The sequence below is a fragment of the Streptomyces yangpuensis genome, from assembly GCF_024666385.1.
GTDB classification, from domain to species: domain Bacteria; phylum Actinomycetota; class Actinomycetes; order Streptomycetales; family Streptomycetaceae; genus Streptomyces; species Streptomyces yangpuensis.
This window is the reverse complement of record NZ_CP102514.1, coordinates 5,315,023-5,333,090: the sequence shown is the minus strand read 5'-3', so window position 1 is coordinate 5,333,090 and position 18,068 is coordinate 5,315,023. Positions and strand designations below refer to the sequence as shown.

Here is an 18,068-nt window from a genome sequence, read left to right as displayed (position 1 = left end):
GACCGTCGCGCGGCGCCGGCGGCGGGCACTCTGACGTCCTCACCACAGGCGTCGTAACCACCGGCGCGTCCGACCCGTTGGAGGGGGCATGGGCATGGGCATGGGCTTCACGATCGGCGGCAGCCGCGGCACCAAGGAGTTCCGTTCCGGTACCCGGCGCCGCGGCCGGACCTCGGAGTGCACGGCGGTGGCGGAGTACACCGGCTTGTGGGGCTGGGACGTGGTCCCCGGGGCGCGTGCCGCGGCCCCCGCCCGCGACTGCTCCTGCGGGGACGGCCGGTGCGCCGCGCCCGGAGCGCACCCCCTGCCCTTCGCCCGGACGGTCCCGGCCGGCGCCACCCTCGACGAGGTCACCGAGGCCTGGGCCGGCTGTCCGGGCGCCGCGATCCTGCTCCCGGTGGGCCGCGCCTTCGACGTCATCGAGGTGTCCGAGGAGGCCGGGCGGCGGGCCCTGGTGCGGCTGGAGCGGATGGGCCTGCCGCTCGGCCCGGTCATCGTGACCGCGGACGGCCGGGCGCAGTTCTTCGTGGCCCCGGGTGCGGCGGCCGAGCTGCCGCAGCTGCTGTACCGGATGGGCTGGGACGACGCCGACCTGGACCTGCGCGCCCTGGGCCCGGGAGCCTTCGTGACGGCCCCGCCCTCCGACCGGGCCGGGCTCGGCCGGACCGGCTGGCTGCGGCCGCCCGCCCTCGACTGCGCCGGGGGCCCGCCGCAGGCCCGGCTGCTGCTGGGCACGCTGGCGTACATCTGCCACCGGCTGCGCCGCTGACGGTCCCGTACGCACCGGTGCCCCCGCGTTCCTCACGGAAGGCGGGGGCACCGGTACGCATGGAGGGCCGCGCTCAGTCGCCGATCAGGGCGTCCACGAAGGCCTCGGGCTCGAACGGGGCGAGGTCGTCCGCGCCCTCACCGAGACCGACGAGCTTGACCGGGACGCCCAGTTCGCGCTGGACGGCGACGACGATGCCGCCCTTGGCCGTGCCGTCGAGCTTGGTCAGCACGATGCCGGTGATGTCCACGACCTCGGCGAAGACCCGCGCCTGGGTCAGGCCGTTCTGCCCGGTGGTGGCGTCCAGGACCAGCAGGATCTCGTCCAGCGGGCCGTGCTTCTCGACGACGCGCTTGACCTTGCCGAGCTCGTCCATCAGGCCGGTCTTGGTGTGGAGGCGGCCGGCGGTGTCGATGAGCACGACGTCGGCGCCCTCGGCGATGCCCTCCTTGACCGCGTCGTAGGCGATCGAGGCCGGGTCGCCGCCCTCGGGGCCGCGCACGGTACGGGCGCCGACGCGCTCGCCCCAGGTCTGCAGCTGGTCGGCGGCGGCGGCGCGGAAGGTGTCGGCGGCGCCGAGCACCACGCTGCGGCCGTCGGCGACGAGCACCCGGGCCAGCTTGCCGGTGGTGGTGGTCTTGCCGGTGCCGTTGACACCGACGACCATGATCACGCCCGGGGTGTCCTCCCCGCTCTCCGTCTTCACGGCGCGGTCGAAGTCGGTGCCGACCAGCGTCAGCAGCTCTTCCTTGAGCAGAGCGCGCAGGTCCGCCGGGGTGCGGGTACCGAGGACCTTGACCCGCTCGCGGAGCCGCTCGACGAGTTCCTGGGTGGGCACGACACCGACGTCGGCGACGAGGAGGGTCTCCTCGATCTCCTCCCACGTGTCCTCGTCGAGGTGCTCGCGCGAGAGCAGCGTGAGCAGCCCCTTGCCGAGGGAGTTCTGCGACCGGGCGAGACGGGCACGCAGCCGGACCAGACGGCCGGCGGTGGGCTCGGGCACCTCGATCGCGGGCGCGGCCGGGGCCTCCGGCTCGGCGGCCGGCGCTTCGACGGGGGCCTCGGCCTCCGGGAGTCCGACCTCCTCGATCGTGCGGCGCGGCTCTTCCGCCGTCTCTACGGCGTCCTCCCCCACCTGCGGCTCGGCAGGCGGGGCAGTGATGGTCGGCGTGCTCGGCGGTGCCGGGGGCGGCAGCTGCTTCTTCTTGCGGCTGCTGACCACGAGCCCGCTGATCACGCCGACCGCGACCAGGGCGATGACTACAGCAAGGATGAGGATGTCCATAACCCCCCCAGTATCGGCCACGGCCGCCTCGGAGCCGGGAACCCGGGCGCTCCGACCAGGACGTAAGCCTCTGTTTGTGGTTTTAGCGGCACATCTACGATGATGAGCGACTTCCCCTCACACCTCCCAGGGAGCAGCCGCATGCCTGCCGAGCCCGCCGACGGCGGAAACGACACCGCGATGGAGACCCGCGGTCTGGAGCCCGTCCCGGACGCAGAGCGCGGCGGCAGGGCCCGCGAGCTGGTGCCCACCTGGGTCGCCGCCAACATCAGCGTGCTGCTGCTGACCATGGGCGCGGGTCTGGTGATCCTCAACGGGCTGAACGTCTGGCAGGTGCTCGTCGTCGCCGTCGCGGCGCCGGTGGTCTCGTACGGGATCGTCGGCCTGATCTCGATCGCGGGCAAGCGCGGCGGGGCTCCCGGCATGGCCCTCTCGCGGGCGGTGTTCGGGCAGCGCGGCAACCTCTTCCCGGGCGCGCTGATCTGGGTGGCCCGCTGGGGCTGGGAGACCATCAACGCGGTCAGCGGCGCCTACGCCGTGCTGACCGTGCTCGACCTGCTCTTCGGGATCAAGAGCAACACCACCCTCATCGTGGTGACCCTGCTGTTCTTCGTGGGCTGCACCTTCGTGGTCTCGGGCCTCGGCATCAGCGCGCTGCGGGTGTGCTCGACGTGGTCGACGTACCTCTTCGGCGGCTTCAGCGTGCTCGTCCTCGGCCACCTGCTCTTCACGACGGACTGGGCGGCCGTCCTCGGCAAGCCGGCCGGCTCCACCGCGATGATGGTCGCGGGCATCGGCACGATCGCGGCCGGCGGTATCAGCTGGGTGCCCTCGGGCCCCGACTTCACCCGCTACCTGCCGCGCACCGCCTCCTCGAAGGGCATGGTCGGCGCGACGATCGGCGGCGCCGGCATCGTCGTGCTCCCGATGGTCCTGATGGGCGCGGTCATGGCCGTGGGCACCCCGGACCTGGCCACCGCCCAGGATCCGGTCTCCTTCATCGGTGAGCTGCTGCCCACCTGGATCGCGGTCCCGTACCTGCTGATCGCGCTCGTCGGCATGCTGCTGATCAACTCGATGTCCATGTACTCGGCCGGCTTCACCGCGCAGACCCTGGGCATCAAGGTCCCGCGCGCCTGGGCGGTCAGCGTCAACGCGGTCATCAGCCTGGTCTTCGGCTTCCTGCTGATGGTGGTCGCGACCAGCTTCTTCGGCTCCTTCATCTCCTTCCTGACCCTGCTGGCCGTGGCCTTCTCCGCGTGGATCGGCGTGTTCGGCGTGGACATGCTGCGCCGCACGAGCTACGACGGGCCCGCGCTGCTGGACACCACGCGGACCAGCGCCTACTGGTACCGGGGCGGCTTCGCCTGGCAGGCCATGACGGCGTGGGCGATCGCTCTGGTGGTGGGGCTGCTCTTCACCGAGGTGGACTGGTTCGGCGGGCCGCTCGCCGACACCTGGATCGGCCGGAACGGCCTCGGCTGGGTGGCCGGGATCGTGACCTCCGGCGCGCTGTACGCGGTACTGCCCCGGACGGCGCCCACCGGTCCGGCTGCCGCGCCGGAGCAGCTGCCCGAGCCGGATCAGGTGCCCGAGCCGGAGCCCGAGCCCGAGCCCGCCGGATCCCTGTCCAACTGACGTCGCGTCAGCTAACGTCCCCCTTCGCCAGCCCGACCCATCCGGCGAAGGGGGACTTCTCCATGCCCGTCACCGTGGCCCGGTTCAATCTCGTCGACCCGAACGGCACGCCCGAGTCCCTCTCCGCCCGCTACAAGGCCGCGCTGGAGATGGCCCGCTACGCGGACGACCGCGGGATCGACACCGTCCAGACCGAGGAGCACCACGGCACGGACAACAACTGGCTGCCCTCCCCCTTCGCCTTCGCGGGCGCGGTCTTCGGTGCGACCCGCCGGATCGCCGTCACCGTCTCGGCGATCATCGGCCCGCTGTACGACCCCCTGAAGGTCGCCGAGGACATCGCCGTCCTCGACCTGCTGAGCGGCGGACGCCTGGTCACCGTCGCGGGCATCGGCTACCGGCCCGAGGAGTACGAGCAGCACGGCGTGGAGTGGGGCCGGCGCGGCCGGCTCCAGGACGAGCTGCTGGAGACCCTGCTGAAGGCATGGACCGGCGAACCCTTCGCATTCCGCGGGCGCACGGTACGGGTCACCCCCGCGCCCTTCACCCGGCCGCACCCGCTGCTGCTGGTGGGCGGCAGCTCGGAGGCGGCCGCTCGGCGCGCCGCCCGGCTCGGGCTGCCCTTCTTCCCCAGCGCGCACCTGCCGGAGCTGGAGGCGTACTACACGGCGAAGCTGGCGGAGTACGGCACGGAGGGCTTCTGCATGATGCCGGCGGCCGAGACCCCGCTGCTGCACATCGCGGAGGACCCGGACCGGGTGTGGGCCGAGTACGGGGAGCACTTCCTTCACGAGGCGGGCATGTACGCGTCGTGGCAGTCCAAGGACATCCGCAGCGCCGTACGGTCGGCGGCACGCTCGGTGGCGGAGCTGCGCGCGGAGGGCGTCTACCGGGTGCTGACCCCGGACGAGGCGGTCGCGTACGGCCGGGGGGCGGGCGAGGCGGGGAACCTGGTGCTGCACCCGCTGTGCGGCGGGATGCCGCTGGACGAGGGCTGGCGCAGCCTGCACCTGCTGTGCGAACAGGTACTGCCCCGGCTCAAGGGCTGAGCCGGGGCAGTACCGAGGAGAAGGGGTGGTGGCGGGGATGGTCACCCCATCTCCTCCAGCGCCTTGCCCTTGGTCTCCGGCACCCACTTGAGGACGAACGGGATCGAGAGCAGTGCGAAGACGGTGTAGATCACGTAGGCACCGGACAGGCTCCAGTCCGAGAGGGACGGGAACGAGACGGTGATGACCCAGTTGGCGACCCACTGGGCCGAGGCGGCGACGCCCAGCGCCGCGGCACGGATGCGGTTGGGGAACATCTCGCCGAGCAGCACCCAGACCACCACGCCCCAGGACAGGGCGAAGAAGAGCACGAAGGCGTGCGCGGCCACCAGGGCCACCGTGGCCTGGGCGTCGGGCATGGTGATGTCGTCGCCGGTGCCGGTGGTGAAGGAGAACGCCCACGCGCACAGGCCGAGGGAGATCGCCATGCCCGCCGAGCCGATGAGGGCGAGCGGCTTGCGGCCGATCCGGTCGACGAAAATCATCGCGATCACCGTGCCGACGATGTTGATGATCGACGTGGTGAAGGAGTAGAGGAACGAGCTGGTCGGGTCGATGCCGACGGACTGCCACAGCGAGGAGCTGTAGTAGAAGATCACGTTGATGCCGACGAGCTGCTGGAAGACCGAGAGGCCGATGCCGACCCAGACGATGGGCAGGAAGCCGAAGCGGCCGCCGAGCAGGTCCTTGAAGGTGGACTTGGTCTCGGAGTGCATCGCGTGCTCGATCTCGCGGACGCGCCCGTCGAGGTCGGCCTTGGAACCCTCGACCTCGGCCAGCACCTTCTTGGCCTCGTCGGTGCGGCCGACGGAGACCAGGAAGCGGGGGGACTCCGGGATGACGAAGGACAGCAGGCCGTAGAGCACGGCCGGGACGACCATGACGCCCAGCATCCACTGCCAGGCCTCCAGGCCGCCGATCTCGCCGCGCTGGTCGCCGTCGGCGAGGTTGAGGATGCCCCAGTTGACGAGCTGGGAGACGGCGATGCCGATGACGATGGCGGCCTGCTGGAAGGAGGCGAGCCGGCCGCGGTAGGCGGGCGGGGAGACCTCGGCGATGTAGGCGGGGCCGATGACGGAGGCCATGCCGATGCCGAAGCCGCCGATCACGCGCCACATGGCGAGGTCCCAGAGGGCGAAGGGCAGGGCCGAACCGATGGCGCTCGCGGTGAAGAGGAGGGCCGCGATCTGCATGCAGCGGATTCGGCCGATCCGGTCGGCGAGCCGGCCCGCGGTGGCGGCGCCGATGGCGCAGCCGATCAGCGCGGCGGCGATCACCTGGGCGAGCGCCTCCGAACCGACGTCGAAGCGCTCGCGGATGGCGACGACGGCGCCGTTGATGACGGAGCTGTCGTACCCGAAGAGGAAGCCGCCCATGGCAGCGGCCGCCGTGATGAAGACGACGTGGCCGAGGTGGTCGGGCTGGGGCGAGGATCCGCCGCCGGACGCCGGGGGCTGCGCAGTGCTGCTGGTCAAGGTGTGCTCCGTGGGGGTTTCGTCCGTCCTTACAGTGGCGCACAGTTCAAGATCGGGCACCACCCGAAGGCGGGGGACAGCGGAGCGAGCCTATGCGTTCAGTTTTTGAAGTCAAGACCTGGGATGAACTTCGCATGAACCATAGAGCTCTCCCAATGAATTCACTTCTTTAACCAAAGGTGCGTCAGCGCAGCCGCTGGCTGATGACCTTGGAGACTCCGTCGCCCTGCATGGAGACGCCGTAGAGCGCGTCGGCGACCTCCATCGTCCGCTTCTGGTGGGTGATCACGATCAGCTGTGAGCTCTCCTGGAGTTCCTCCATGATCCGGATGAGCCGTTGCAGGTTGGTGTCGTCGAGGGCCGCCTCCACCTCGTCCATCACGTAGAACGGGCTGGGGCGCGCCTTGAAGATCGAAACCAGCATGGCCACGGCCGTCAGCGAGCGCTCGCCGCCGGAGAGCAGCGACAGGCGCTTGACCTTCTTCCCCGGGGGGCGGGCCTCCACGTCCACCCCGGTGGTCAGCATGTTGTCCGGGTCGGTCAGCACCAACCTGCCCTCGCCGCCCGGGAACAAGCGCGAGAACACCCCCTCGAATTCTCGGGCGGTGTCCCGGTAGGCCTCGGTGAAGACCTGCTCGACGCGCTCGTCGACCTCCTTCACCACTTGAAGGAGGTCCGCCCGTGTCTTACGGAGGTCCTCCAGCTGCTCGCTGAGGAACTTGTGGCGCTCCTCCAGCGCCGCGAACTCCTCCAGGGCCAGCGGATTGACCTTGCCGAGCTGCTGGTAGGCCCGTTCGGCCGCCTTGAACCGCTTCTCCTGCTGCGCACGGACGAAGGGGCCGGGCCGGTTGCGCGGGTGCTCGGGGTCCTGCGGCAGCTCCTCGCCGTCGGCCGGCGGGGACGGCGGGACCGGCTGGTCCGGCCCGTACTCGGCGACGAGCGCGAGCGGCTCCATGCCGAACTCCTCCAGCGCCCTGGCCTCCAGGGCCTCGATGCGCAGCCGCTGCTCGGCGCCGAGCACCTCGCCGCGGTGGACGGAGTCGGTGAGCTTGTCGAGCTCGCCCTTCAGGTCGCGGCCGCCGCCTCGCGCGTCGGCGAGCTCGCGCTCGCGCAGACCCTTGGCCCGTTCGGCCAGGGTGCGCTCCGCGTCGGCGCGGTGGAGGGAGACCTCCACATGGGCGAGGAGCTGGCGGGCCCCGTCGGCGACCGCGCGGGCCACGTCCGCCTCGTGGCGCCGCCGTGCCCGGCGGCGTTCGGCGCGGGCCCGGGCCTCGCGCTCGGCGCGGGCCGCCCGGTCGAGGGAGTCGGCCCGCCCGGCGAGCCCCTTGACCCGCTCCTCGTGGGTCCGCAGCTGGAGCCGGGCCTCCATCTCGGTCTGGCGGGCGTTGGCCCCGTCGGCCGCGAGCCGGTCCCGGCGGGAGCTGTCCGGTTCCTCCTCCACCGGCATCTCCTCGGCGACGGCGAGCCGCTCCGCGCACTCCTCGACCTCGGCCAGCGCCTGCTCCAGGGCGTCCTGGGCCCTGGCCGCGGCGGCGGCGCCGCGCTCGGCCTCGCCGACGGCGCCCTTCGCCTGCCCGGCGAGGCGTCCGAGCTGCTGGGCGACCCCGGCCCGGGCCTGTTCCGCGGCGCGCCGCCGCTCGGCGAGCTCCTCGACCAGGGCGGCCGCGTCCTGCCGTCGGGTCTGCGCGGTGGCCTGAGCGGCGGCGAGCTCCTCGCACCGCCCGGCCAACCGGGTCAGCTCCGCCGCGGCCTCGTCGACGGCGGCCTGCACCTCGATCATGCTGGGTGCGCCGGCGGACCCGCCGTGCGCGAGGTGCGCGCCGAGGACGTCGCCCTCGACTGTCACGGCCACGGCGTCGGGGCGCTGGGCGACGAGCGCCTCGGCCTCGTCGAGCGTGCCGACGACGACGTGGTCGCGCAGCACCCACGCCAGCGCCCGCCGCACCTCGTCGTCCCCAGCGATCAGCGCCACGACGGGTACGAACCGCCCCGCCCCGGCCGCCTGGACCTCCACCGAAGCCGACCCGCCGACCGTGGCCTCTGCCGGAGCGAGCCCGGGCCCGGAGCCCTGGCCCGACGGGCCGGGCGCTCCGCCCAGGTCCCCGGCCCGGCCCTCCGCCGCGGGCACCCACGCCGTCAGGCCCTGCCCCGGGCCACCGCCAGAGCCCGCCGCAGGCTCCGCCCCGGCACCCGGACCCGGCCGGACCTCGTCCACCGCAGCGGCCCCGGCCCCGAGGGTCACGCCGCCCGCGGCAGGCGCGGGCCCGGCCCCCTGCACCGGCACCGCCGGACCGCCCCCGGCCGCGACCCCGCCCGGGAGGACGGCCGGTGGGGTGATCAGGAGCGTGGCGCGGCCCGCGTCCGCGTCGCGCAGGTGGCGGATCGCCCCGGCCGCCGCCGACGGGGAGGACACCGCCAGCGCGTCCGCCGCCGAGCCCAGCGCGGCGGCCACCGCCGCTTCGTACCCCGGGGTCACCGACAGCCTTTCCGCCGCAGGCCCGAGCACCCCGGCCAGCCGCTCGCGGGCCGCGAGCAGTGCCCCCGTACCGTCCTTGCGGCGCAGCCCCAGCGCCAGCGCGTCCCGGCGGGCGGCCACCGCCGCCCGCGAGCGCTCCGCCGCCGCCAGCGCCTCGCGCGCGGCGCCCAGCCCGGCCTCGGCCTCCTTCAGCTCCGCCCGCGCGGCCTCGTGGTCCGTCTCCGCCGACGGGTCGTCGAGCCCGCCGACCTCCTCCGCCAGCGCCTCGTACTCGGCCTGCGCGGCCTCGGCCCGGCTCTGTGCCTCGTCCCTCGCCAGCGCGAGCCGGTCGATCTCCGCCTGGGCCGCCCCGGCGCGGGAGCGGGCCGCGCCGAGCCGACCGGTCAGCCGGGCCAGCCCCTCGCGCCGGTCGGCGATGGCCCGCGCGGCGTCCCGCAGCCGGCGTTCCTCGTCGGCCAGCTCCCGTTCCAGCTCCGCGCGGTGCCCGGTGGTGTCCTCCAGGGCGCGGGAGGCCGCTTCCAGGGCGGCCGTCAGCTCGGCCTCCTGTTCACGGATCCGCTCCGCCTCCCGTTCCATGTCCTCGGGATCGCGTCCCCTGCGCTCCTCCTCGACGGGGGCCGTCGCGCTCTTGACCCGCGCGTCCGCGAGGGAGGCGGTGCCGCGTACCCGCTCGGCGAGCTGCGACAGCTCGTACCAGGTCTGCTGCGCCCGCCGGAGCCTGGGGGTGAGTTCCCGTACGGCCTCCTCCAGCTCGGCCTCGCGCCGCAGCGCCGCCGCGAGCTGGGCCTCGGCGGCTTCCTTGCGTTCCTTCAGCGCGGCCTCGTCCGCGATCTCCGCGTCGAGCGCGCGCCGCAGCGCGACCAGGTCGTCGGCGAGCAGGCGCAGCCGCGCGTCGCGCAGGTCGGCCTGGATCACGGCGGCCCGGCGGGCGACGGCGGCCTGGCGGCCCAGGGGCTTGAGCTGCCGGCGCAGTTCGTCGCCCAGGTCCTGCACGCGGGCGAGGTTGGCCTGCATCGCGTCGAGCTTCCGCAGCGCCTTCTCCTTGCGCTTGCGGTGCTTCAGTACGCCGGCCGCCTCCTCGATGAAGGCGCGGCGGCCCATGGGGTCGGCGTGCAGGACGGAGTCCAGCTGGCCCTGCCCGACGATGACGTGCATCTCGCGGCCGATGCCGGAGTCGGAGAGCAGTTCCTGGATGTCGAGCAGCCGGCAGGTGTCACCGTTGATCTGGTATTCGCTGCTGCCGCCGCGGAACATGATCCGGGTGATGGTGACTTCGGCGTAGTCGATGGGCAGCGCGCCGTCGGAGTTGTCGATCGTCAGGGAGACCTCGGCGCGCCCGAGCGGTGGGCGTCCGGTGGTTCCGGCGAAGATGACGTCCTCCATCTTCCCGCCGCGCAGGGACTTGGCGCCCTGTTCGCCCATGACCCAGGAGAGCGCGTCGACGACGTTGGACTTGCCCGAGCCGTTGGGACCCACGACACAGGTGATGCCGGGTTCGAAGCGCAGGGTGGTGGCGGAGGCGAAGGATTTGAAGCCACGCAGGGTCAGGGACTTGAGGTGCACGCCGCCGGACTCTACCTTTCACGTTCGGTTTCACCCATGAAGGTGCAGGGCACGATCGACGTCAAAGGCATCAGGCCCCCCACCCGGCCCTGTGGTCCCTGATGCGGAGTCCAAAGAAAGAAGGGACGCCGGAGCGTCCCTTGCAGATCATGCGGGGCTGGATTCGAGCGACGAGTGAGCGCGGATCAGGTGAGCGCAGGCTCCGCCTGGGGTACGTCGATGTCGATGCTGTCCAGCAGCGAGTCTCCGTCGTGCTGAGCGGCGGCCGCGTTCAGCGCGTCATTTTCGGACTGAATCCGTACGAGCTCGGACTCGAGGTCCTGGACGCGCTGCTGAAGCCGTCGCATCTCGGCGAGGAGTCGCGGGTCGGAACCGCCGACGTAACCGAGAAGCGCCTTTGCCATGATGGATGGTCCTCCACACTGAGTGACCGACCGAAGCGGTGTGGGTCGTGAGGGAATCGCACCCGCGGATGTCCGGCAGCGACTGTCAGTCACTGCGCTTACTACTGCCAGCACTGCCAAACAGCTCAGGTGCGCGGGGCTTCCAGCGTCTCACCAAAAAGTTTGACGGTCAACACGATCACGCCCCGTATCGGCGGGCAGCCCGGGCCCCACAAGGGGCGTGGAGATCATCCTCATCTCCGAGCCTTCCACGGATCGCCCGCCTCGGCAACGCGTCGGCGACGAATGCCCAGTTCCGACCGGGTCCGGACGATCAGAGATGTGATGAGTTCATGATCAGTCGATCGCTCACCGCATCCCGAATCCGTCGTAGCCACCGCGCGGTGTCCCCCAGATCTCTGTCACCCCGTCCACCCGGCCGGGCGTGTCGGCGGACCGCAGCCAGTCGAGCAGGCGGTGGCAATTCTCACGTTGACCTTCGGCGACCACCTGTACCCGCCCGTCGTCGAGGTTGAGCGCGAAGCCGACCATCCCGCCGATCTCCAGGGCGTTCTCCCTGGTGAACCAGCGGAAGCCCACTCCCTGCACACGGCCGCGCACCCACGCGGTCAGGCGGACATCTTCATTCATGCGCGAACGCTATCCGGGCGGCCACTTTTCGGTCACATCGCCCCCGGGGCCCCATGGCGTACAGTCGCGCACCAATGAACTCACCCATTTGGGTGGGTAAGGGATGATCTTGCTCCGGTCAGGAAGGCACGACACCGATGGGACGTCACCGGCTCCCCGCCCCTCCGCGCCGCGGCGGCATGCACGGCACCGCCCTGCGCACCGGCCTGCTCGGGGTCTCGGTCGCCGTCGCCCTCGGCACCGCCGCCGTCACCACCGGCATGGTCCCGGTCGGCGGCTCCTTCCCCTATGTGGGGGTGAGCGGCACGGACACGACCGTGAACGCCACCGCCTCGAAGGCCGCGGCCAAAGCCACCCCCACCCCCGACCCGCTGCTCCAGCGGCAGGGCGGCCTCGCGAGCCTGTCGGGCCACGCCCCGGCGACGACCGGCGCGCCCTCCGCCCCGGCGACCCCGTCGGGCTCCCCTTCACCGTCGGCCTCCCCCACGCCGTCTGCTTCGCCGTCCCCCTCCGCGTCCCAGGCGCCGAAGGCGTCGCCCAGCGCCGCGCCGCCCGCGGCGCCGAGCACCGTACGCAGGACCCCGGCCGCTCCGGCCCCCTCCCCCGAGGCGCCGAAGAAGACCCAGGCCCCGGCACCCACCGAGCCGGCCCCGGCGCCGACCCCGACCACCACCGCGACCCGGCCGAGCCTGGACGGGCACTCCGCGGAGGAGGACGCCGTGGTCGCCCTGGTGAACCAGGAGCGCGCCCAGGCGGGCTGCGGTCCGGTCCGCGCCAACCCGCCGCTGGCGGCGCTGGCCGGCGCCTTCAGCAAGGACATGGCCACCCGCGGCTTCTTCGGCCACGACGACCCCGACGGGAACACCCCCTGGGACCGCGCCGCCCAGGCCGGCCTCTCGGGTCTCGGCGGCGAGAACATCGCCCGCGGCCAGGGCGACGCCGATGCCGTGATGAAGGCCTGGATGAACAGCCCGGGGCACAAGGCCAACATCCTCAACTGCGAGTTCCGCACCCTGGGCGTCGGCGCGCACTTCGCCGCCGGCGGCCCCTGGTGGACCCAGGACTTCGGCTTCTGACACACCCCGCCGTGGGCCGGGCCGCAGGCCGCGGCATGGAACGCCCGGAAGGGGCCGGGTCGCGGACCCGGCCCCTTCTCGTGTCGCGCCGGGCGCCGCCGGGCGCCAGGCGCGAGACGTCAGACGGTGGCGGCCGCCAGGGTCGCCCGGCCCGCGACGACGACGCGGGTGTGCTCGGCCACGCGGCGGCCCAGGTGCTCAGCCGTCGCGATGTCGGCCTTGTGGACCGCGTCCGCACCCTCGTCGGAGTTGGTCTGGGCGGCCGCGCCGGAGAAGAAGCCCAGGCGGTTGAGGTCGTTCTCGGAGGCCGTGCTGGAGTTCCAGCCCGGCTTCAGGCCCAGGTTGACCCAGTTCATGCCGTGCTGCGCGGCCAGGATCTGGAAGAACTGCAGCGTGTGCAGCTTGTCGCCGCTCTTCGAGGCCGAGTTGGTGAAGCCGGCCGCGATCTTGTCCTGCCAGGCGTCGCCGAACCAGCGCTTCGAGGAGGCCTCGGCGAAGACGTGGAAGGCGCCCGAGGCGGTGCCCATGTACGTCGGGGAGCCGAAGACGATCGCGTCGGAGGCGTCGAGCAGCTCCCACTGCGCGTCGTCGATCTCGTCGACCTTGATCAGGTGGACGGTGGCCCCGGCGTCCACGGCGCCGCTGCGGACCGCCTCCGCGACGACGGCGGTGTGGCCGTAGCCGGAGTGGTAGGCGATCGAGACGACGGGGGTGTGCGTGATACCGGACAAGGCTGATCTCTCCCTCGGGAAGACTCCCGTCGCGGCACGGGGCGTGCGGCGACGAGAAGAAGAGAATCACTAACTTTTCGAAAGCGCAAGCTGCGAGTTAGCGCTGCCCGGGAGTACGCTTGTTCCATGGAGACCCCCGCCTGTACCGAAGCCCACGAGTCCGAGTCCGAGCAGCCGTTCGACGTCTTCGCCCGGGCCTGCCCGTCCCGCGAGACGCTGGAGCACGTCACCGGCCGCTGGGGCAGTCTCACCGTGGGCGCGCTGCGCGAGGGCCCGTGCCGGTTCAACGAGCTGCGCCGCCGGGTGGAGGGCGTGAGCGAGAAGATGCTCTCCCAGACGCTGCACGCGCTGGAGCGCGACGGCATAGTCAACCGTGAGGCGCAGCCCACCAACCCGCCGCGCGTCGACTACGAACTGACCCCTCTCGGCACCGAGGTCGCGGACCGGCTCCTCGCCCTGATCCACCACCTGGAGGGGAACATGTCGGCGGTCCTGACCGCCCGGACGACCTACGACGAAACGCGCGGCGGCCGCTGACAGCGCGGGCAGAAGTAGCTCGACCTGTTCATCCACGGCCGGCGGCGCATCGGCGTGCCGCAGCGCCGGCAGGGCTCGTCCTCGCGCCCGTAGGCGTCGAGTGACCGATCGAAGTAGCCCGACTCCCCGTTCACGTTGACGTACAGGCTGTCGAAGCTCGTCCCGCCCACGGCGAGGGCCGCGTTCATGACGTCCCGGACATGGCCGAGGAGTTCCGCGCTCCGGGGGCGCGTGAGGTTGGCCGTGGGGCGCTCGTAGTGCAGCCTGGCGCGCCACAGCGCCTCGTCGGCGTAGATGTTGCCGACCCCGCTGATCAGGGACTGGTCGAGCAGGGCCCGCTTGACGGTGGTCCGCTTGGCGCGCAGCGCCAGGTGGTAGGCCGTCTCGTCGAACAGCGGATCCAGGGGGTCGCGCGCGATGTGCGCGATGACGTCGGGCAGGCCCTCGGCGCTGTCGGCGACGGTCTCGTGCAGCGAGAGCCCGCCGAAGGTCCGCTGGTCCACGAAGCGCAGCTCCGTCCCGGCGTCGTCCCCGAAGCGCACCCGGATCCGCAGGTGCTTCTCGTCGACGGCGCCCTCGGGCTGCACGAGCAGTTGCCCGCTCATGCCCAGGTGCCCGAGCACCGACAGGTCCCGCCCCGCCAGGGGCAGCCACAGGTACTTCCCGCGGCGCTGCGGCACCCCGAGGACCTCGCCCCGCAGCCGCGCCGCGAAGTCGGCCCCGCCGCCCGGATGGCGCCGCACCGCACGCGGGTGCAGGACCTCGACGGCCTCGACGGTCCGTCCGGCCACCCAGCGCTCCAGCCCCCGCCGTACGACTTCGACTTCGGGCAGCTCGGGCACGGGTTTACCTCCGTCGGGTGCGGATCTGACGCTGCCGTGAGCGTACCGGCCGCCCGGGAACGACAACGCCCGCCCCTGCGCTGCGGGGGCGGGCGATGGCGTACGCGAAGGAAGGTCAGGCGTCCGGAGCCGGATCGGCGGGCGTCGGCACCCCGCCGTCCGCGGCCTCGGCCGAAGCCGGGGCCTGCGCCGGAGCGGCGGCCGCAGCCGCCGCGGTCCGCTCGTCCGCCGCGGCGCGGATCCCGCGCCACGCAGACTCCGCGGCCTGCTGTTCCGCTTCCTTCTTGCTGCGGCCGGTGCCGGTGCCGTACGAGACACCACCGACGCGGGCGGCAGCGGTGAAGGTCTTCTCGTGGTCCGGACCGGTCTCGGTGACCAGGTACTCCGGTACGCCAAGACCTTCGGCCGCCGTGAGCTCCTGGAGACTGGTCTTCCAGTCCAGGCCGGCCCCGAGGTTCGAGGACTTCTCGATGAGCGGGTCGAAGAGCCGGTGGACCAGCTCCGAGGCCGCGTCGAGGCCCTGGTCGAGGTAGACCGCGCCGATGACCGCTTCAAGGGTGTCGGCGAGGATGGAGGCCTTGTCCCGGCCGCCCGTGCCCTCTTCGCCCCGGCCGAGCCGGATGAAGGAGCCCAGGTCGAGGCCGCGCCCGACCTCCGCCAGTGCACGCGAGTTGACCACCGCGGCCCGAAGCTTGGCCAGCTGGCCTTCGGGAAGGTCCGGGTGGGTCGTGTACAGCGTGTCCGTGACCACCAGGCCCAGCACGGAGTCCCCCAGGAACTCCAGGCGTTCGTTGGTGGGCAGACCGCCGTTCTCGTACGCGTACGAGCGGTGGGTCAGCGCACGCACCAGAAGGGCGGACTCGAGTCGGTACCCGAGCCGCCCTTCCAGAAGCGTGTGGGACGAGGCCGCGTTGTTACTGTCTGCCTGCTTCTCAGCGTTGGACAGCTCAGACATTGCGCCTCTCACCAGCCGCTCAGACCTCGAGGACCTGGCGCTTGTTGTAGGTGCCGCAGCTCGGGCACGCGATGTGCTGGAGCTTCGGCTCCTGGCAACGCTCACACGAAACCAGGGTGGGGACCGCAGCCTTCCACTGCGACCGGCGGTGGCGCGTGTTGCTGCGCGACATCTTCCGCTTCGGAACAGCCACGGCTACTTCTCCTGCTTCTCGGCGGCGCTCTGAACGTCGTCAGATGCAGTGCCGCTCATGTTGTCCTTCTCGTCGTCCTGATCGGTCACGACGAGTTCCTGCAAAGCCGCCCAACGGATGTCGACGGCGTCGTGGTGGTGGTCCGGGTCGTCGTTGAGGCTGACCCCGCAATCGGGGCACAGTCCCAGACAGTCCTCCCGGCACACCGGCTGCATCGGCAGTGCGAGCACCACCGCATCGCGCAGCACGGGTTCGAGGTCGAACAATCCGTCCTCGAGGAAGAGCGTGTCCTCGTCGTCCTCGGCGTCGTCGGCCGGCTCCGCCTTTGCGCGGCCCCGGTCGTCGGCGTCAGGGTACGAGAACATCTCCTGGAAGTCCGCCTTGAGCTCGCGCTCGACGGCCTCCAGACACCTTACGCACTCCCCCGCCGCCGATGCACGGACGGTGCCTGTGACAAGCACCCCTTCCATGACCGACTCGAGGCGGAGGTTGAGCTTCAGCGGCGCGCCTTCCGGCACTCCGATGACGTCGACGAGACCGAAGTCCGCCGGCGCCGGGATCTCGCGGGACAGCCGCTGCATGGCACCAGGACGCCGGCCCAGCTCGTGCGTGTCGAACACGAGGGGGTTGCGGTGGTCGAGGCGGGTGTTCAGGGCCGTTCCTGCTTTCACAGATCGCTGAAGATCAAATATTCCGCCGCTGAAGGGCAGCATGGATCGCGCCGCATACGCGCGACCGAAGAGCCAGGATACCCGGCGCTTCGCTCTGAGCCCAATCGGCCCTAGCGACCCTGTTCGTACTGGCGCAGCTGGTCCAGGTTGATCATGCTCGTGTCGAAGAAGCTGGTCTCGTCGAGCGAGGGCTGCTGCGCATGCTGCTGGTGCGGGGCCTGCTGCGGCTGCTGGTAGGCCGCGTACGGGTCGGGCTGCTGCGCATCGTAGTGCGCGGCGTAAGCCGCTCCGGTGGAGCCGGTGCTCGCACCGGAGTACGGGTCCGGCTGCTGCTGGTAGCCCCCGTACGGGTCCTGGTAACCGTATGCGTCCTGCTGCTGGGCGGCGGGCTGCTGATAGCCGTACGCGTCGTACACGGGCTCGGCCCGGGCCGGGACCGGCGCCTGCACGTGCGCGGGCTCCGGTTCCGCGAGGCCCGCCAGGAAGTCCGCATCGCTCGCCGAGCGGGAGGGCCGGCCGTCCGCGTCCTGGGCCGCCATGAGCACGCCCAGCTCGTCCGTCGGGACTCGGCCGAGCAGCTTCTGGCGGCCGCGGCCCACGGCCTCCAGGGTCTTGGAGAGCACCGCCTCGAAGGTGGCGAGCTTGGTGTCCACGTAGGCGTCCGCCTGCTGGCGCTGCGTCTCGGGGTCGTGGCTGCGCTCGGGGGCGTCCGCGTCCGGGTAGCCGTCCTCGTCCAGGCCCGGGCCGCGGCCCAGCAGCTTCTCGCGGCCCCGGTCCACCGAGCCGATCGTCTTGGTCAGCACGACCTCGAAGTTCGCCAGCTTGCTGTCGACGTAGTCGTCGGCCTCGGCCCGGATCTGCTCGGCCTCCCGGCGGGCCTCCTCCAGGATCCGGTCCGCCTCGGCCTGGGAGCGCCGCGCGATCTCGGTCTCGGCGATCAGCGAACCGCGCTGGCCGTGCGCGGCGTCGATGATCCGCTCCGCCTCCCGGCGGGCGTCCTCGACCATCTGCTCGCGGCCGCCGATGAGCTCCTGCGCCTGCGCGAGGGAGCCGGGGAGCGCCTGGCGGACTTCCTCCAGCTGGGCGAGCAGCTCGGCGCGGTTGATCACGCAGGACGCCGACATGGGCATGGAGCGGGCGCCGCCGACGGCCGCGACGATCTCGTCGAGCTTCTTCTGCACGTCCATGGGGGCTCGCACTCTCTCGGCCTCGGGCGGTTCCTGAGACGGACGGGTCGACTGTACGGCCACCGGGCGGCCCCCCGACACCGCCTGACGGACTGTCAGGCAGTCAGCGGTCGCGCAGCCGCTCCAGGAGCGCCGCGTGGACGTGCGCCGGCAGCAGGTGGGCGACGTCGCCGCCCCAGGCCGCGACCTCCTTGACCAGCGAGGAGGACAGGAAGCTGTAGGTGGGGATGGTCGGGACGAACAGCGTCTCGACGCCCGACAGGCCCAGGTTCATCTGGGCCATCTGCAGCTCGTAGTCGAAGTCGCTGACCGCGCGCAGGCCCTTGACGATGGCCGGGATGTCCCGCTGCTTGCAGAAGTCGACGAGCAGCCCGCGGAAGGACTCGACCCGGACGTTGCCGTAGTCGGCCGTGGCCTCGCGGATCAGCTCGATCCGCTCCTCGACGGTGAACAGGCCCTGCTTCGACTCGTTGATCCCGACGGCCACGTGCACGACGTCGTACAGCCGGGAGGCGCGTCCGATGATGTCGAGGTGTCCGTTGTGGATGGGATCGAAGGATCCCGGACAGACGGCGCGGCGCAACTGA

17 protein-coding genes are annotated in these 18,068 nt (G+C 72.1%); 5 read left to right on the top strand and 12 right to left on the bottom strand.

The window, feature by feature from the left end; translation table 11 throughout:
- The first annotated feature begins 100 nt into the window (after nucleotides 1-100).
- Nucleotides 101-769: a bifunctional DNA primase/polymerase gene (locus NRK68_RS24570; RefSeq protein WP_183068698.1), complete on the top strand. Its 669-nt coding sequence runs from the start codon at nucleotides 101-103 to the stop codon at nucleotides 767-769.
- Nucleotides 770-842: 73 nt separating this feature from the next.
- Here the strand turns inward: NRK68_RS24570 and ftsY are convergent, their stop codons facing one another.
- Nucleotides 843-2,054 (bottom strand): signal recognition particle-docking protein FtsY, encoded by a 1,212-nt coding sequence (gene ftsY / locus NRK68_RS24565; protein WP_183068619.1) that lies wholly within the window; start codon nucleotides 2,052-2,054, stop codon nucleotides 843-845.
- Nucleotides 2,055-2,195: 141 nt separating this feature from the next.
- Here ftsY and NRK68_RS24560 point away from each other — a divergent pair, with 141 nt between their 5' ends.
- Nucleotides 2,196-3,692, top strand: coding sequence for a purine-cytosine permease family protein (locus tag NRK68_RS24560; protein ID WP_257856725.1), 1,497 nt, complete (start codon nucleotides 2,196-2,198; stop codon nucleotides 3,690-3,692).
- Between the two features lie 62 nt (nucleotides 3,693-3,754).
- Nucleotides 3,755-4,741 (top strand): LLM class flavin-dependent oxidoreductase, encoded by a 987-nt coding sequence (locus NRK68_RS24555; protein ID WP_183068617.1) that lies wholly within the window; start codon nucleotides 3,755-3,757, stop codon nucleotides 4,739-4,741.
- A gap of 41 nt (nucleotides 4,742-4,782) precedes the next feature.
- Here NRK68_RS24555 and NRK68_RS24550 read toward each other — a convergent pair whose 3' ends face one another.
- The 4 genes from NRK68_RS24550 to NRK68_RS24535 form a co-directional block, all read right to left on the bottom strand.
- The gene (locus tag NRK68_RS24550) at nucleotides 4,783-6,216 is read right to left on the bottom strand and encodes a sugar porter family MFS transporter (RefSeq protein ID WP_183068616.1); all 1,434 of its coding nucleotides are present in this window, start codon (nucleotides 6,214-6,216) and stop codon (nucleotides 4,783-4,785) included.
- A 184-nt stretch (nucleotides 6,217-6,400) separates the two neighbouring features.
- Nucleotides 6,401-10,255 carry an SMC hinge domain-related protein gene (locus NRK68_RS24545; RefSeq protein WP_257856723.1) on the bottom strand — a complete coding sequence of 1,285 codons (3,855 nt, stop codon included), beginning with the start codon at nucleotides 10,253-10,255 and terminating at the stop codon, nucleotides 6,401-6,403.
- Nucleotides 10,256-10,440: 185 nt separating this feature from the next.
- Entirely contained in the window at nucleotides 10,441-10,659 is a 219-nt protein-coding gene (locus NRK68_RS24540; protein WP_030032603.1) for a hypothetical protein, read from the bottom strand.
- Between the two features lie 348 nt (nucleotides 10,660-11,007).
- Complete coding sequence (locus tag NRK68_RS24535; protein WP_183068614.1) at nucleotides 11,008-11,289, bottom strand: acylphosphatase; 282 nt, start codon at nucleotides 11,287-11,289, stop codon at nucleotides 11,008-11,010.
- A 137-nt stretch (nucleotides 11,290-11,426) separates the two neighbouring features.
- On the opposite strand from NRK68_RS24535, the gene NRK68_RS24530 reads away from it, so the two are divergent.
- A complete protein-coding gene (locus NRK68_RS24530) occupies nucleotides 11,427-12,365 on the top strand; it encodes a CAP domain-containing protein (protein ID WP_257856721.1) in 939 nt (312 codons plus the stop codon).
- A gap of 119 nt (nucleotides 12,366-12,484) precedes the next feature.
- Here the strand turns inward: NRK68_RS24530 and NRK68_RS24525 are convergent, their stop codons facing one another.
- Complete coding sequence (locus NRK68_RS24525) at nucleotides 12,485-13,087, bottom strand: flavodoxin family protein (protein WP_446459249.1); 603 nt, start codon at nucleotides 13,085-13,087, stop codon at nucleotides 12,485-12,487.
- Between the two features lie 135 nt (nucleotides 13,088-13,222).
- Between NRK68_RS24525 and NRK68_RS24520 the strand changes: the two genes are divergently transcribed.
- Nucleotides 13,223-13,633: a winged helix-turn-helix transcriptional regulator gene (locus NRK68_RS24520; RefSeq protein ID WP_183068611.1), complete on the top strand. Its 411-nt coding sequence runs from the start codon at nucleotides 13,223-13,225 to the stop codon at nucleotides 13,631-13,633.
- Here NRK68_RS24520 and mutM read toward each other — a convergent pair.
- From mutM to coaD, 6 genes are all read right to left on the bottom strand, one after another.
- A complete protein-coding gene (gene mutM, locus NRK68_RS24515) occupies nucleotides 13,606-14,475 on the bottom strand; it encodes a bifunctional DNA-formamidopyrimidine glycosylase/DNA-(apurinic or apyrimidinic site) lyase (protein ID WP_183068610.1) in 870 nt (289 codons plus the stop codon). The two genes, NRK68_RS24520 and mutM, sit on opposite strands and share 28 nt — an antisense overlap.
- A 115-nt stretch (nucleotides 14,476-14,590) precedes the next feature.
- Nucleotides 14,591-15,430: a ribonuclease III gene (gene rnc / locus NRK68_RS24510; RefSeq protein ID WP_183068609.1), complete on the bottom strand. Its 840-nt coding sequence runs from the start codon at nucleotides 15,428-15,430 to the stop codon at nucleotides 14,591-14,593.
- A 19-nt stretch (nucleotides 15,431-15,449) separates the two neighbouring features.
- A complete protein-coding gene (gene rpmF / locus NRK68_RS24505) occupies nucleotides 15,450-15,623 on the bottom strand; it encodes a 50S ribosomal protein L32 (protein WP_003965982.1) in 174 nt (57 codons plus the stop codon).
- 2 nt (nucleotides 15,624-15,625) lie between these two features.
- Nucleotides 15,626-16,336: a YceD family protein gene (locus NRK68_RS24500; protein WP_183068608.1), complete on the bottom strand. Its 711-nt coding sequence runs from the start codon at nucleotides 16,334-16,336 to the stop codon at nucleotides 15,626-15,628.
- 68 nt (nucleotides 16,337-16,404) lie between these two features.
- Nucleotides 16,405-17,481: a F0F1 ATP synthase subunit B gene (locus tag NRK68_RS24495; RefSeq protein ID WP_183068607.1), complete on the bottom strand. Its 1,077-nt coding sequence runs from the start codon at nucleotides 17,479-17,481 to the stop codon at nucleotides 16,405-16,407.
- Between the two features lie 103 nt (nucleotides 17,482-17,584).
- Complete coding sequence (coaD, locus tag NRK68_RS24490) at nucleotides 17,585-18,064, bottom strand: pantetheine-phosphate adenylyltransferase (RefSeq protein ID WP_183068697.1); 480 nt, start codon at nucleotides 18,062-18,064, stop codon at nucleotides 17,585-17,587.
- Between the last annotated feature and the right edge of the window lie 4 nt (nucleotides 18,065-18,068).